Origin of the sequence: Crossiella sp. CA-258035 (genome assembly GCF_030064675.1) — a bacterium.
GTDB lineage: Bacteria > Actinomycetota > Actinomycetes > Mycobacteriales > Pseudonocardiaceae > Crossiella.
The window spans coordinates 784593-799136 of the sequence record NZ_CP116413.1; the positions used below are offsets into that span (position 1 = coordinate 784593).

At 70.6% G+C, this 14544-nt stretch carries 15 protein-coding genes; 1 reads left to right on the top strand and 14 read right to left on the bottom strand.

Annotated features, from left to right (window positions below):
• Nucleotides 1-563 precede the first annotated feature (563 nt).
• From N8J89_RS03805 to N8J89_RS03860, 12 genes are all read right to left on the bottom strand, one after another.
• Nucleotides 564-3413, bottom strand: coding sequence for a LysM peptidoglycan-binding domain-containing protein (locus N8J89_RS03805; protein WP_283662968.1), 2850 nt, complete (start codon nucleotides 3411-3413; stop codon nucleotides 564-566).
• Complete coding sequence (locus tag N8J89_RS03810; RefSeq protein WP_283662969.1) at nucleotides 3410-3829, bottom strand: hypothetical protein; 420 nt, start codon at nucleotides 3827-3829, stop codon at nucleotides 3410-3412. The genes N8J89_RS03805 and N8J89_RS03810 overlap by 4 nt, the downstream gene beginning before the upstream one ends.
• Nucleotides 3826-4287: a TadE/TadG family type IV pilus assembly protein gene (locus tag N8J89_RS03815; protein ID WP_283662970.1), complete on the bottom strand. Its 462-nt coding sequence runs from the start codon at nucleotides 4285-4287 to the stop codon at nucleotides 3826-3828. The genes N8J89_RS03810 and N8J89_RS03815 overlap by 4 nt, the downstream gene beginning before the upstream one ends.
• Nucleotides 4284-4664 carry a TadE/TadG family type IV pilus assembly protein gene (locus N8J89_RS03820; protein WP_283662971.1) on the bottom strand — a complete coding sequence of 127 codons (381 nt, stop codon included), beginning with the start codon at nucleotides 4662-4664 and terminating at the stop codon, nucleotides 4284-4286. Before N8J89_RS03820 ends, N8J89_RS03815 begins: the two co-directional genes overlap by 4 nt.
• A gap of 357 nt (nucleotides 4665-5021) precedes the next feature.
• Entirely contained in the window at nucleotides 5022-5921 is a 900-nt protein-coding gene (locus N8J89_RS03825; RefSeq protein WP_283662972.1) for a pilus assembly protein TadB, read from the bottom strand.
• Nucleotides 5918-6805: a type II secretion system F family protein gene (locus N8J89_RS03830; RefSeq protein WP_283662973.1), complete on the bottom strand. Its 888-nt coding sequence runs from the start codon at nucleotides 6803-6805 to the stop codon at nucleotides 5918-5920. The genes N8J89_RS03825 and N8J89_RS03830 overlap by 4 nt, the downstream gene beginning before the upstream one ends.
• Entirely contained in the window at nucleotides 6802-8166 is a 1365-nt protein-coding gene (locus N8J89_RS03835) for a TadA family conjugal transfer-associated ATPase (protein ID WP_283662974.1), read from the bottom strand. Before N8J89_RS03835 ends, N8J89_RS03830 begins: the two co-directional genes overlap by 4 nt.
• Before the next feature lie 116 nt (nucleotides 8167-8282).
• Nucleotides 8283-9092 (bottom strand): CpaE/TadZ family protein, encoded by an 810-nt coding sequence (locus N8J89_RS03840; RefSeq protein ID WP_283662975.1) that lies wholly within the window; start codon nucleotides 9090-9092, stop codon nucleotides 8283-8285.
• A 25-nt stretch (nucleotides 9093-9117) separates the two neighbouring features.
• The gene (locus N8J89_RS03845) at nucleotides 9118-9798 is read right to left on the bottom strand and encodes an SAF domain-containing protein (RefSeq protein WP_283666088.1); all 681 of its coding nucleotides are present in this window, start codon (nucleotides 9796-9798) and stop codon (nucleotides 9118-9120) included.
• Between the two features lie 5 nt (nucleotides 9799-9803).
• On the bottom strand, nucleotides 9804-10760 hold the full coding sequence (locus tag N8J89_RS03850) for a hypothetical protein (RefSeq protein WP_283662976.1): 957 nt from the start codon (nucleotides 10758-10760) through the stop codon (nucleotides 9804-9806).
• Nucleotides 10757-11311 (bottom strand): hypothetical protein, encoded by a 555-nt coding sequence (locus tag N8J89_RS03855; RefSeq protein WP_283662977.1) that lies wholly within the window; start codon nucleotides 11309-11311, stop codon nucleotides 10757-10759. The genes N8J89_RS03850 and N8J89_RS03855 overlap by 4 nt, the downstream gene beginning before the upstream one ends.
• A gap of 40 nt (nucleotides 11312-11351) precedes the next feature.
• On the bottom strand, nucleotides 11352-11987 hold the full coding sequence (locus N8J89_RS03860; protein WP_283662978.1) for a prepilin peptidase: 636 nt from the start codon (nucleotides 11985-11987) through the stop codon (nucleotides 11352-11354).
• Between the two features lie 712 nt (nucleotides 11988-12699).
• Between N8J89_RS03860 and N8J89_RS03865 the strand changes: the two genes are divergently transcribed.
• The gene (locus N8J89_RS03865; protein ID WP_283662979.1) at nucleotides 12700-13290 is read left to right on the top strand and encodes a hypothetical protein; all 591 of its coding nucleotides are present in this window, start codon (nucleotides 12700-12702) and stop codon (nucleotides 13288-13290) included.
• 17 nt (nucleotides 13291-13307) lie between these two features.
• On the opposite strand, the gene N8J89_RS03870 is transcribed toward N8J89_RS03865, so the two are convergent.
• Complete coding sequence (locus N8J89_RS03870) at nucleotides 13308-13646, bottom strand: hypothetical protein (protein ID WP_283662980.1); 339 nt, start codon at nucleotides 13644-13646, stop codon at nucleotides 13308-13310.
• Between the two features lie 102 nt (nucleotides 13647-13748).
• Entirely contained in the window at nucleotides 13749-14315 is a 567-nt protein-coding gene (locus N8J89_RS03875) for a GGDEF domain-containing protein (RefSeq protein WP_283662981.1), read from the bottom strand.
• Nucleotides 14316-14544 lie beyond the last annotated feature (229 nt).

Here is a 14544-nt window from a genome sequence, read left to right on the forward strand (position 1 = left end):
CGCGAGTCGACACTCCGCAAGTCCGGCACAGGGTGACGTTATCGATCCGTTACATACGGCACGTGACGAACGCGCAGGTCAACGCCAGCACCCTGTCGCCCTTCGTGATCTTGCTGTGGAAGCCGGGCGGTCTGATCTGGCGCATCGTCGAGGAGTGAGGCGGCGTGACCCAGCCGGCAGGGAGAGGATGAGTCGCAGGCGCAACCCCGTGGTCGGCGGAAGGCCGGGCACGGCCGGAACCGCGGCCAACGCTGTCCGCCTGGCCGCGGACTCAGCGATGACGCGAAGCAACCACCCGACCAACTACTGTTCTAATGCCTCCCGGCCACTGAGTTGGGCGCCGCATTGGTAGGGGCGGGAGGCCGTGCTGCCAGGCAGTTCGCTGGTCCGTGGGGTTACCGCTCTAGCGGGCAGTCCTGATGGAACGGTGCGAGGAAGCCCTTAAGTGCATCCTGTGTGGCCGAAAAGCAATATCACCAGCGGTGGGCACCTGTGGCGAGAGCGTTTGGAGCGGTGATTTGAGGCAGGAACGGTTACGAGCGAGAAACAACTCGTCGTGCTGCCTAACTGGGGCGAATAGAATATCGTGACCGAGCTGCGGTCGTCGCACATTGCCGGGATGTGTTTCGATGGTCGCGCTGCAGGTCTTCGACAAGCTTATCAGTGTCGCGGCTCGGTAGCTGATCGATGGCGCGCAAGTTGCTCACCAGAAGTGCATAGGTGCGGCCAATTGCGTCTAACTGTCCCAGCTGAGCCTGGATGCGGATGATTCCCTGGTAGATGCTTTCGTTGTGCGGGTCGAGGAGTCGCGCGCGTTCCAAAAGCTGGAGTCGGATCTCTGGATCCTGTTCGACGCGCAGGAGATGCCCGGCCGCGTCCAGGGCGTCACGTCGGGCGGCTTCGCGGGGTGCGTCCAGCCAGGTCCTGCTGAAATCCTCGGCCAGTTCGCCCTGGTAGAGGTCGAGCACCTCGGCCAGGGCGCGGTGCCGGAGTTCGGCCGGCTGGCCGCGGTAGCTGGTCGCGCGCTGGAACCGGTCGTAGTCGGTGCGGATGAGCGCGGGGTCGAGTTGGTAGCGGCCGTCGTCGGTGCGGATGAGGTTGACGATCTGGTTGGCGGTGGCCTTGCTCATGGCGTGGCGCAGGCGGGAAAGGGTGTAGTGCAGGCTGTTATACGGGCGACTGATCGAGCTGTCCGGCCAGATGGCGTCGTTGAGGACTTCCCGGCGGACGCCGTTGGGGTGCAAGGCCAGGAAGACCAGCAGTTCCCGCTGCTTGGTGGTCAGCGCGCCGGTCAGGTCGTGCTGCTCGCCATCGATGACCTGGGCCAGGCGCAGTTGCCCGAAAATCTGCAGGCGCAGGGGAGTGGTGGCACCTGTGGGTTCGCCGGAGTCGGTTGGCGGTGGGCCTGCGGCGGAGGACTCGGCGCTGACCGCTGTCGTATCCGAGGGCGGCGGCGTTGGCGCACTATCGCTGTCCTGCTGGCGGTCCGGGATTGGGACGTCCGATGCTAGCGGTTCCGGCGCGATGGCCGAAGGCTCGGGATGAGGCTGAGCGGCCTGCTGCAGGAGGCTGAGCAGGTCCGCGGTGTCGCCGGCGGGCAGGGTGAACAGCCGGATGCCGGAGAGGTGGTCTGCGGGAGCGGCTTCGGTGGCGGTGCCGTCGAGTGCGATGTGGGCTGTGGTCCCAGATGGCCAGTGCCCGAGGAGTATCGCGGCCAGGCCGTGGGTGGCTCCGTCGCGAAGGATCGCCCGGAGCCGGTGGTGGTCCTGCCCGGGGCGGGCGAGGAGGACGAGCTGGTCTTGCTGAGGCCGGAGGTGTCGGGTTTCGGTGATCGCCCGGCGGCGGGTGAGCAGCGCCGCCTCCATCTCGGCCAAGGCGCTGTGCAGGGTCGTGGTCATGGTGATCGCCGGATGCGCCGGAACGTGGTCGAGTCCATCGAACACGGCTGCGATGTCGGTGCTCGGCAGGAGGACGCGGAGCGGCTGGTCGCGGTGGGCGGTCGTGGTGAGCAGGTGCAGCAGCAGTGCCCGTGCTGCGGCGGTGGCACCGGGGCCGAGCAGTCCCAGGCCGCCGGTGGCCGCGAGGTTGAGCGCGAGTTCCTGGTCTTGGCCGGTTCCCAGGCTGATGTGGCCCGAGGGAAGGGCGGTTGCGGGCGGTGATGGAGGGGTGGCGTGGTCGTGGACGATGCGCAAGGCACGCACGACCGGGGCCAGGGGCTGGTGCAGGTCGGCGCGCTCGCCGCTGCCGATGCGGTAGCGGCGCCGTCGGCGCAAGCTGAGGATGGCCAGTGCGGCGGTGACGGCGGTGGCCAGGCCGAGGCTGACGAACGCGCCGGTGGACAGCTCGAATCCTGCCTCGGTCGAGGCGGGCTCGCCGCGCTCCTGCTCGCTGGTTTGCCCCGGCCTCGGTGGCGGTGACGACGGCGGGCTCGGGGGAGCAGGCTGCGACGGAGGAGGTTCAGGCGGCACCGGTGGCGGTGGCGGTGGCGCGGTGATCCACAGGTTCCAGCCGGGGCGGAGTTGGTCGGGGTCGGTCCAGGATCGGCCGTCGGGTTGGGGGCGGTGGTGGTTGTCCTGCCACAGCCGCCGCCAGTCGCTGGGGTGGCCGTATTCCCGTTGTGCGATCGAGGATGCGGTCTCCCCGGCCTTGACCGTGACCGCGGTCGTCCCGGGTCCCGGCTGGGTCTGTGCGGGTGGTGGGAGGAGAAGGACGTCGCCAGGGTAGAGCAGCTCGGCGCGGGGGATGCGGTCGGCGTTGAGGCGGTGGATCTCGCGGTAACGACCGGGATCGCCCAGGTGGATGGAGGCCAGGCTGGTCATGGTGTCGCCGGGCCGGACGGTGATCCGGGGGCATTCCGGGCGCACCGCCGCATCCACCGTTCGCCGACGCGCCAACCCGCTCTCCACGGTGAAGCCCTTGCCGCTGTTGGCTTTCGCGGTCTCGGCGCGGTCGGGGTCGTGCAGGGCGGTGGCGACCGTGGTCGATCCGGTGGCGGGCAGGGCGAGCGCGGACTGGGGCAGCAGCGCGATGAGGATGGCGGCGATCAGCCCGGCGATCCACCGCCGCGGCCCCACCCCGGGACGTACGGCGCGGATCCCGTGGCGCAACTGGTCGACGGTTTCGGCCAGGACCAGGCCGAGGAGGAACAGCCAGGCCACCCAGAGCACGACCAGGAGCAGACCGGGGAGCAGGGTGCCGTCGGCCCAGGCGAAACGGGCGGCATGCCACGTGCGTTCCAGCCAAGGGCCGAGCTCGTCGAGCCGGGGCCACCGCTCGGGAATCAGGCGGCGCGGATCGGCGCCGAGCTTCAGCAGCCCCACCGGGAGCCCGATCACCAACGCGGCCACCAGCACGACGGCACCGGCGGCGCGGACGAGGTCGCCCGCACGGCGGGGTGGGCGGGCGCTGGTCATGACCGGCCCCCGCTGCGTGGGCCGGTGTCGAGTTGGGCGGTGGCGGTGCCGGTGACGGTGTAGTGGGAGCCGAACAGGCCGACCCGAGCCTTGTCGGTGCAACGGACTTGGACGCGGACGGTGCGGTTGGAGGTGATTGCGATCGTGCCGGGGCAGCCGGAGCGGGTCAGGTAGGAACCGGCGGTGGTGTGCGCGGTGGCGGTGTCGAGCTGGATGGGGGTGCTGCGGGTGTCGACCGCGGTCAGGGCCGCGCGGGCGGCTTCGCCGGCGATGGCATCCGCGCGCGAGTACGCCCGCAGCCGCCCGGCACCGTCGACCAGGAGCGCGAAGACGAGGAGCAGGGCGGTGAGCAGGATCGCGGTCATCGCGCTGACCGCCCCGCGGTCGTCGAACCGCCGCGTGGCCGGGGCTGTCATGTCCGGCCCCGGAACGGGTCCAGGGGGCTGGTGAAGGTGTCCCGGAGGATGCGGGTGCCTGGTAGTCCCGGCAGGGCCAGGTCGGACAGCTCGGCCACGCAGGTCACCGTCGCCGAGACGGTGGCGGGTAGGCCGGGCGGGGCGGTGAAGCCGGAGGTGTCGATGGTGATGGTGATGCTGCGGCAGTGCAGCTGTTGTTCGGTGAGCACGCGGTGTGCGGTCGTGGTGGCTGTGTGGTGGGCGTGGGTGGCGGTGCGGGCCAGGGAGGCGGTGCGGGCCAGGGAGGCGGTGCGGGCCGCGGCGGTGGCGGCGTCGGTGACCACATGGTCGGCCAGCACGATCCGCCCGGCCGCGATCATCACCGCGATCGTGGCCAGCAGGACCGGGCCCGCGGCGGCGGCGAACTCCACGCTGACCGACCCAGCCGAACCACCCCAGCGGCGCACACGGCCGCTCACCGCGGGCTCCCGGCAGGGTGGGTGTCGCTGGGGGTGGTGAAGCGCTCCTTCGGGCCGGTGACGCTGCGGGTGATGCGCAGCTCCAGCCCGGGGACGGGCAGCAGGCGGGGCACGGTGGCCGAGACCTCCACCCACACCACCGTCGGGCTGCTACTCGCGCTAACCGCGGTGTGAGCGAGCAGCCCGGTGCCGGCGCGGGTCAGGAACGCGTTGGCGGCGGTGTGGCCGTCGGCGGGGGTGCCGGTGACCGTGCGGGTGGCCTGCAGCCCGGCCTGGGCGGCAGCCTGGCAGATGCTGCGGGCGTACCAGAGGATCCCGAGCTGGGTGGCCAGGGCGAACAGCAGGAACAGCATCGGCAGCAGCACCGCCAACTGCACGGTCGCCGCACCCCGATCACCCCATCGCGGCCGGTGTGTGCCGGTGTGTCCTGTGTGGAGGGTGCTGTTGTCCATTGTGGATCACCGGTCACGGGAGCTGGTTGAGGTACTTCTGGACGAAGACCTTGTAGGCGGCCCAGACCAGCAGCGCGACACCGACGGCCAGGGCGATGCCGATGGCGATCTCCACGGTCTCGACACCATCGTCGCCACCCCGGCGGCAAGCCCGGTGCCGTCTGCCGCGCGGGAGCGTCCGGGGCGGGTCGGTGGCAATCGAGAACAGCAGGATGTGCAACGCGAGCTGGTCCCACCGGTTCCTCAACCTGGTGGGGGCTCTGGCGATGCGGGGCATGGGGTTCACGTCCTTTCCAGGATGCGGGCGAACAGCGGGTAGATGATGAGGATCATGAAGGCGATCAGCAGGCAGGCCAGGGGGCCGACGAGGGTTTCGGAGCGGCGGTTGGCTTTTTCCCGGTCGGTGGCCAGGGCGGCGTGGCGCAGCGCGGTGGCCTTGGCGGTCAGGGTGGTGTAGACGGCGGCGCCGTCGGCGGCGGTGGCCACGATGTCAGCCAGTTCAGCCATTGCCGGCACCTGGAACCGTTGTCCCCACTGGGCCAGGGCGTCCCAGACTGGGGTGCCGGTGCGGCGGGCGGAGGTGAGAATGTCGCGGATGCGGGTGAACACCCAGCCGCTGCCCAGCGAGGCGGCCTGCACCAGGGCCGGTGTTGCGGCGGCTCCGGCGGCGCGTTCCTGGGCGACGAGTTCGAGGTAGGAGGCCAGGGTGCGGGCGAACTCCGCGCGGGCCGCTCCCGCCGCCTGCCGGACCCGGGCGGCCGGGATCAGCGACCCACCGACAGCGCTGGCACCGGCCAGCACCGTGACGGCGAGGACATCGGCGTCGAGGACGGTGCCGGTCAGGACGGCGGTGACACCGGCCACCAGCGCCCATCCCAGACGGGCGGCGATGTAGCGGGTCACGGTGCGCTGCAACAGCTCCAGCTCCACTGCCGGTGCGCCCCACCAGCGGCTGGTCGAGTTCGTCGATCGCTCGGCGAGCACGGCCAGCACCGTCCCTGGCCACCACCGCTGGCGCTGCGAGTGCGCCTCGGTCGTGTCGGGTTGGGCGAGGAGGTCCTGGGCCCGGGTCATGGCCACGACGAGGTTCACCTGCGCCGGCGGTGCCACTGCGGCGATCAGCGATGCCAGCGCCAGTCCCGCGCACACGCCCAGCGCGACAACTAGGCCGGTGGAGTTCATGACCGCCACCCCCGCCCAGTGCCCGGGGCTCGGGTGTGGTGCAGGAATCCCGGCTCGGGTCGGGGGCGGGTGAGCGCGGCCAGCCAGGCGCACGCCAGGCCGATCATCCCGGCCACCACGGCCAGCCACAGCTGCCCGGTGACGCTGTCGAAGGGCGCGAGGTAGTCCTCGCTGGCGGCCAACAGACCGACGGTCATCACGGTGATGATGGCCAGCAGAGCGCGGACGCTGGTGCGGACTTTGGCGCGGTCGGCTTCGACCTGACGGCGCGCGGCGACGTCCTGGCGCAGGGAGCGGGCCAGCTCGTCCAGAATCGGGATCAGGCCCCGGCCGCCGGAGCGGTGGCGCAGGATCAGGCAGGCCACGACCCGGTGCGCGGCGGCGTGGTCGAGTTCGCGGGCGAAGGTCCACAACGCCGGCTCCAGCCCGCCTCCGCGGGTGGACGCCGCCAGGGCGTGCACGTGCTCGGCGATCGCGGCGGGGGCGGTGCGGGCGCTGGCAATGATCGCCGCTTCCAGGCCTCCGGCGCCGGTGCCGAGCAGGTCGGCCAACCGGCGGGTCCACTCCGCCACCGCTTCCAGAGTGGTGATCAGGTGGCGGTTGCCCGGTTGCCCCACCACCCGCGGCAGCAGCGTGGCGGCGAGCCCGGCCGCCAGAGCCGCGACCGGCCAGCCGGTGCCCCACCACACCAGCCCGGCGGCGGTGCAGGCCAGCAGCGGGGGGCGCAGCGTGCTCCAGCGTGGTGGCCGCGCCCGCGCCGCCCCGTGACGGTGGGGGTGATGACCGTCTCGGGGCGGTCGCGGGGCGGTGCGGTGCCAGCCGGCGAGGGCCAGCAGCACCGCGGTCACCATGACCGCGCCCAGCAGCACCGAGGCCGCGGTCATGGCAAGTCCCGCCGCAGCAGCGCGGGCTGCCAGTCCCCATCGACCTGTTGCAGCAGCGCGGGGTTGAAGCCGTGCCGGAGCAGGTCGGCCAGCAGGGCCGGGCTGGGTGGGAAGTCCGGGACCGCGCGGCCATCGACCGGCCGGGGGCTGAAGATGCGGGTGAGGTCGGGGCGGCCGGTGTCGCCGATCGGACCGACTTCGGCGATCTCGGTGACGAAGCGCTGACGGCTGGAGCGGCCGGTGGTCGGGTCGTGGTGGTCGGCCTTGGCCAGCTGCACCACCAGGTGTACTGCCGAGGCGGTCCAGCGGTAGGCGGCCTCCACCGGCAACGGCGGGGTGGCGAGCTGGCCGAGGGCGGCGATCCGGTCGGGGACCGCGGTGGTGGAGGCGGCGTGCAGGGTGGCCATGCCCCCGGCCGCGCCGTTGCCCAGTGCGCGCAGTAGGGAGGTGACCTCTCCGGCGCGGACCTCGCCGACGAGGACCCGGCTGGGTGAGTGGCGCAGGGTTTGCTTGAGCAGGTCGTCCAGGGTGATCTCGCCGACGCCTTCGGCGTTGGCCTGCCGCGTCTCCAAAGGGGTGACCACCAGGTGGGTGCCCAGTAGGTGCAGGCCGAGTTCGGCGTCGTCTTCGACGGTGACCAGGTGCTCGTGGGCGGGGATCTCCCGGGCCAGGGCGCGCAGGAAGGTGGTTTTGCCGGTGTAGGGGCCGCCGGTGATCAGGATGTTCTTCCCGGCGCGGACCGCGGCACGTAGGAAGGCGGTCAGGATGGAGTCCACGGTTCCGCCGCGGATGAGGTCATCCAGTCCGGCCTCGTGCAGGCGGTGGCGGCGGATGGCGATGCGTGGCCGCTCGGAGACCGCGATCACCGCGGAGAGCCGGGCGCCGAGCAGGCCCCCGGCGGGCAGGCGGAAGGAGACCATGGGGGTGGCGGGGCTGAACTCCCGAGCGGTTTGGCCCATGCGGGCGGCGAGGTCGGCGACCATGGCGGTCAGGGTGGCGTCGGAGTCGGCCACCACGTACGGCCAGCTCTGCATCGAGCCGTCGGCCAGCTCCAGCCACACCTGGTCGTGGCCGTGGATGTGGATGTTCTCCACGTCCTCGCGCTCCAGCAACGGCAGCAACGCGCCCAGCCCGGACATCGAGGCCATCACCGCCTGGGCGAGGTCGCGCTCGAAGGCCGGCGACACCGGCGGGTGCCCGGCCTGGGCCCGGCGCACGACCCAGGCGGTGATCTCCTCCTGCACCAACCCCAGAACGTGGGCGTGCTCGGCGGCGGGGGCTTGGGGCTCACCTTGGCCGGGGGCACTGTGCCGGTCAGCTTCTTCCTGGTGCGCGGCGACGGCGAGGCGGATCTGGCGCACCAGCTCGGGGTCCGGCCTGCTCGTTCCTGTTGCCTGGCGCGGCGGTCGGGGGGCGGTGGGGACGGCGTGGAGGCCAGCGCGCCGCAGCGGCGGGGCATGGCCGGGATGGTTGGCGGTCATCGTGGGGTTCCGTTCACTGCGGCCAGCGTCGAGGGCGCGGACCTGGCGGTGGTTGTGGTGGCCCGCAGACGCTGGGCGGATCGGGCAGCGACACGCCCGAACAGCGTGCGGGCGATCTTGCGGTGGGCGGCGCCATCGCTGAACACCCGCGCCGCCTCCGCGTCCTCGGGCAAGCTCACCCGCGCCGGAACACCGAAAAGTCCCTGGAGCTGGCGCACGCCCAGCGCGCTGGTCCCGCACACCGCCAGCCCGAGCCGCTCACCCGGAATGCGTTGCCGCAGCGCGGTCAGGGCGGGTTGGGCGGCGTGGATGTGCCGGGGCACGGGGCGCACGGCGAGCAGGACGAGGTCGGCGGCCTCCAGCACCGGCCACGGCACCTCCGCCCCATCGCTCAGCCGCCCGCAGTCGGCCAGCACATCCACCCCACCCCGCGGCACAGCCGCCAGCGCGCTCAGCCCCGCGGCCACGCGGCGCCATCCGGCCTCGCCGACCGCGGAGGCCTGGCCCGGATCGGCCAGCCCGGCCAGCAACCGAGCGTGCGGGGCTGGAGGGACTGCCTGCAGGTGACCGGTGAGCTGATCCGCGGTGACGGTGGTGGTGTGGCGGGTGGCGGTGACGAAGGACAACACCCCGACCCCCAGACCCAGCCAGCCCCCGAGCCACCACGTGGACAGCCAACCTGTGGCGAGGTCGCCGCCGTGCGGGTCGCAGTCGGCCAGCACCAGCGGTGCCGGCCAGCCGTGGGCGAGGGCGGCCACAGTGGTTGTGGCGCCGGGCGCGGACTTGCCGGACACGAGCACGATCATGGCCATCACCGTCGACCTCCTTCCTCTACTTCTCCGGGCCCAGCAGCGTGAGGATCACCGGACCGGCCGCGGCCGCAGTGGCCGCGGCGGTGTCCTTGGTGGCGATCAGGACATCGACGGTGATCCCGCCTTGGGAATCCGGCGTCCCGATCCCCGCCACCAGAGCGATGAAGGTGCCCCCTCTGGTAACACCCTCCGTGCCGCTGTGGTTGGAGGTGACCGGCGTGACCTGGATTCGCTCGCCTGGCCGGAGGCCGCGGGCGGGTAGCTGGCCGGGCTTGCAGGCCAGACCGAGCAGCTGCTGGGCCGCGGCCGGGATCGGGGTGTCGCTGAGGTGTTGGGGGGCCAGGACGCTGCCCGCGGGCAACCCGGCCACCGCGGTCTTGCCGAGCACGCTGGCGCGCTCCTCCGCGCGGATCATCCGGGCCGCCGGGTCCTCCACGGTGCGGGCCAGGGCGAGGTCGGCCTCGGTGATCCGCTGACCCCAGTCCACCGGGCGGGCCAGCACCAGCACGGTGACCCGGGCGTCGTGGGCGGCGACCAGCTCGTAGTTGCCGTACCCGGCCGCAGCGGCCAGCACCACCGCGGCGGCCACCAGCCACCAGCGGCGCCGCCGCGGCAACATCACCCCAGCACCCAAGCGGGGCGCCTGGACGTGTACACCGTCCCGCTCGGCGGCGGGCGCGGCGGGGAAGGGGTGTCCCATGCCGCTCACCCCTTTTCCTTACGTACCAACGCAGGCATGGGCTGGGCCTGGCGCAGGGCCTGTGCTTCCACGACGGCCAGCGGCAGCTCGGCGCGGGAAACCAGGTCGGGCAGCCGGCCCCCGGCGGGGGCGGTGCCGGTGGAGCCGGTCCAGCTCACCGACCAGCTGATGGCGAACCGAGTACGGACCTGCCCGCCGGGCTGGCCGTGCGTGGATCGGGGGTAGACGAAGTCGCAGTCCGGTGAGGCCGCGTGCAGGCCCGCCGCGCGGGTGTAGGGGGTGCCAGGGCCAGTGCAGGAGCGGGTGGGGCCCATGCCGGAGTCGAAGGACAGCGTGGCGGGGTTCGCGGTGACCTGGGCCCACACCGGCCCGGCCTGCACCCGCTCCACCAGCGGCCGCCACACCACCGGCTCGGTCCACAACCAGGTGTGCTCACCGACCACCGTGGCCCGGCGGCCGTCACCGAGCTGGAGGTCCGGGGACAACCGCGGCACCGGCAACGGCAGCACCAGCTGCTCGTAGGCCCGCGCGGCCAGCTCAGCGGGGCTGGGCAGGATCGGCGCCGGTGCGGCACCGGGTGCTGGGGTGGGGCCGGTGACCCAGCCGCTGGTCATCCCGTTGCAGGTGCGGGTGTAGGCGACCTTGCCGTCCCCGCCCAGCGAGCCGGCGTGCCACTCGCGGTACTTGCCGAACATCTCCGACGGGCTGTGCGCGGCCTGGGTGTAGGTGCAGACGGGAGCTGGCCCGCTGTGGCCGTAGGAGGCGCTTGCGCCGCGGCCGGGGCGGCCCGGTTGGCCGGGTGCGGTGGCGCCGAGGTCGACGGTCGGGCCGCCGATGTGGCCGAACAGATCGCCGGGCACCACCGTGATCGGGCTATCCCGGTCCGCTCCGGCCCGGGCCGGCGGGGCTGCGGCGAACGCGAGCACCACTGCGAACACGGCAACCGCGCGAGGGGGCATCATCGGCACGCACCTCCCCCGAACACCACATCCGAGACCCGCCAACGCCCTTCACCGTCGCGCAACAAGGTCGCAGTGATCGGATTCCGCTCTACCCCAACGGTTTTCGGTTTCCCGGTCTTGGCGTCAGCTTGCCCGGCCTTGCTGCCGTCCTGGCAGTCCTGGACGGTGGCGCGGCTTCCGACGACATCCACGCTGGTGATCCGAGCTGTGGGCGTGCCGTAGAGCGCGATCGACTGCTCCCGCAACAGTCCCAACCCCTGCACGCTCCTGGTCAGTTGCGGATCCGTCGCGACCTTGCTGAGGTTGGGCCGCCACTCCGATTCCGGCCGTTTGTCGATCGTGCTGGCCAGTTGCCAGAACTCCTCGTAGACCGCCTTCGCCGCCACCGAGGCATCCGCCACCGAGCTCGTAGGTGCGGCCGCCTGGGTCGTGGTCGAAGGGCTCGGTGCAGGGGAGCTGGTGGTGCTCTTCGGGGTGCAGGCGCCGCCGAGCAGGAGGCCAGGGGCCAGCAGGCCAAAGGCCAGCCAGCGGGTGCCGGTGCTGCGGGTCATGATCGGCTCCATTCCATTCGGTGCGGCGAGCGAGCCGCAGTCAGTGGAAGATCACGACGAGCAGCGTCCCGGCGATCAGCGGAGGCCCCGCCGGAAACCCGGCGCCCTGCCCCCACCGAGCACGACCCGCGACCAACAGCCCCACCGCGACCACTCCCGTCAGCAGGATCGACAGCCCGAGCCCGCGTGACAGGTGCTCCCAGCCCAAGTAGCCCAGAAAGAGCGACAGCACCGGCAACAACACCGCGTCGCCGCCACCGAACCCGGCGGGCTGGACCACGTGCAGGGCTACCGTCACGACTCCGACCACGGCCGCGGCGGCCACACCGCGCCACAACCCGCCGAACTCGCCCAGCCACGCCGACGCCGCGGCCAGCAGGATCAACCCGCCGAGCCCCAACACGGCGGTGAGCGGATGCGGCAGGCGCCGACATTCCCAGTCGATGGCCGCTAGGACCAGCCCCAGCGCCACCAGCAAGCACCAGGCCGGCAGTGCTGGATCGCCCGCACGGCGAGCACCCAGGCAGGCCAGCAGCACCAGCCCGGCGAGCATCATCACCACACCGCGGTGCTGCACGAGCCGCGGATCCAGCTTCGCGCCAAGTCGGAGCAGGCAGACCACCAGCACCGGACCCGTGGTCATCCCGAAGAGCCCGCAGACCACGGCAGCGGACATGGTGTACTCCTCGATCAAGTAGTGCCGCCGCTCCGGCGGCACCTGCGCGGTGGCGAACGGCTGGTGCGACCTGATGACCGGACATGGTCTGCCTCCTCGGGTCTTGTAGTTAACGCAGCTCGTGGCACTTGGCGCCCGTCCTGCGGAGCCGCTCAGCAGACGCCCAGCCGCCACCTGATCCGGCCAGCTCACGTACTGCGAAGTCGTAGTGATTCGAGGTGTTGACCACGACCGTCGGGGCTGCCCACACGACACTGCCTCGGGGGAAGTATCGAATGTGAGATTCATAGAAGGTGTACTGCGAATGACCGTATGCGCCAGTCCCAGCCGGGGCCGTGTACTCGCACACGACAGCCTGCGTTGACGTTGGCTGGCGCACTTCGGCTGACGCGGGCGGTCCCGTCAGACCGACCGCCGACAACAGACTGGTCAGGGCAATGGCTCCTGGGAAAACAAGTTGCGTCTTCATGAGTGATCAACCTCCTGCCATGTGACCCTCGTTGGGTACGCCTCCTGTTTAGTCGACTGGTACCGACGGACCGCAAGGTACGTACGACCGGACACTTGTGCCCGTATCGAGCAAATACCCGAAAGGGGGACCGCAGTCGAACAAGACCTTTCTTACGGGCAGAAGTGTCCGGTCATACACACCTTGCTGTCCGGTGCCCTCGTGCTGGTATCAGATAGAAGACCAATTCATGGAGGAGAGATCATGTGGCTAACTCGTCGCGACTCGCTTTGTTTCAGGGGAGCGATCGCCGCAGGCGCGGTGATGGTGGCGTCCAGCTGCGGCGCGGTGAAGCAACCGGCAGGAGACAGTGCACTGCCAAGCGAACCGTTGTCCAGCACGCAGACGTCCATCGGAATGCCGACTTCGACAGCTGCTGTCGATGACACCGATGCGGTTCGGGCCGCTCTGGATGCCTATCAAGGCATGTGGCATCAGCTCACTATCGCCGCAGCGAGCAGTAATCACCAGGTCAACGCGTTGGCCAGCCATGCGTCCGGTCAGGCGCTGACGGCGCTGCGCGGGATGATGTACGACGACTCGATGGCTGGCCTGGTCACCCTGGGGCAGCCGAGGCTGTCGCCGAGGGTGGCCGCCGTTCGGATTCCGGAAGTGCCCATCGAAGCCGACATAGTCGATTGCGTCGACACGACTTCGTGGCGCAAGTACAAGGCGCGAGGTGGCGCGGCTGAGGACCGCCCTGTTGGGCGGCGAAAGACCTCCGCAGTCGTGCGCAACACCGACGGTGAGTGGAAAGTGACAAAGGTGATCATCGGTGAAGTCGGTTCTTGCTGAATGCCTTGCTCGTATCGTTACGCCTTGCGTTTCTGGGACCAGTCGTCGTACGACCTCAAGGCGAGCAGTACGCCGGCCGCCTTGCCAGTGGACCGATAAGTCACCGTACGCGGAAACCCACACTTCTCCTCGCGGGTAATGAGTCCTCCTTTCGCCATGGCCATCAGGGTGCGGTTGTACACCTTGTCGTGAAGCGCTCTACCAGATTTCAAGCCGCTGTCGCGAACCTGAGCGCGCAGGGCAGTCCACGTTTTCGGGCCCTCATCCAGGGCTACAAGCACCTGCACCGCCCACTCCATGTGTGTAACGCGAAGCGCCTCCTGTGCTTCGCCCCAGTTGATGTCGTTGGAAACCATGTTTCTCCCCGTCCTGAAGCCTGGAACCAGTCGCCGCGCTACCAGTCCCGGCTTCCCTTCCCCGAACGCACACCCGAGTCCGCCCCCGCCGACCCGAGCCCGTCACACGATCTCGAATCCACCCCCCGTCAAGGGGCCGAGGAACACCACGCACTCCCGATCCTGATCCGCTCCCTTCGCCTCAAGCAGTGCGGCGTCCGCGTGTCGAAGCGCCGCGTCTATGGAGATAACGCACCCGTCCGACGTTGGTCGGAACGCCGCCGCGCCGATGGCCGCCGTGACCGAGATGCCGACCGTGATGTCCTCCCGCGCGTCAGGCGCGAGGATGGCCGTGTCTCGCACCGCACGGGCGATTCTGCGGGTGACCTGGATCGCTTCGTGCGCATCGGCCACCACGCAGAGCGCGACGAACTCGTCACCGCCGTAACGGACAAGTAGATCTCCCGGTCGCATCACCGTTCGCAGGCAGTCCGCAACCATCCGCAGCACGACGTCGCCGGCGAGGTGACCGTGGGTGTCATTGATCGTCTTGAACTCGTCGATGTCGAGCATCAGGAGGACGAGCGCGCCACCGCGTGTGGCCGTCTCTCGGAGGAGTCGCGGCGCCGCTTCCTCCCAGCCCCACCGGTCAGGAAGGCGGGTCAGGTGGTCGAGACGGGGCGCGTTCACGGGCTGCCCGCACCTGTCGCAGTGCGATCCATTTCCCGGTGTCGCCGAGTCGGGCTGTTCCTGAGTGCTCCGGGGAAGTGGAGTTCGATCTCCAGCGCGATCGTCACCAGCTTCGGCCGCAGAAACATCCCAACCGGCTGCCGTTGCCGCTCGTGTAGCACGCACCGCTATCACTCCCGAAACTCATCTGAGTAAATGATCTTCATATCTGCGCAGATGTCGAGACTGG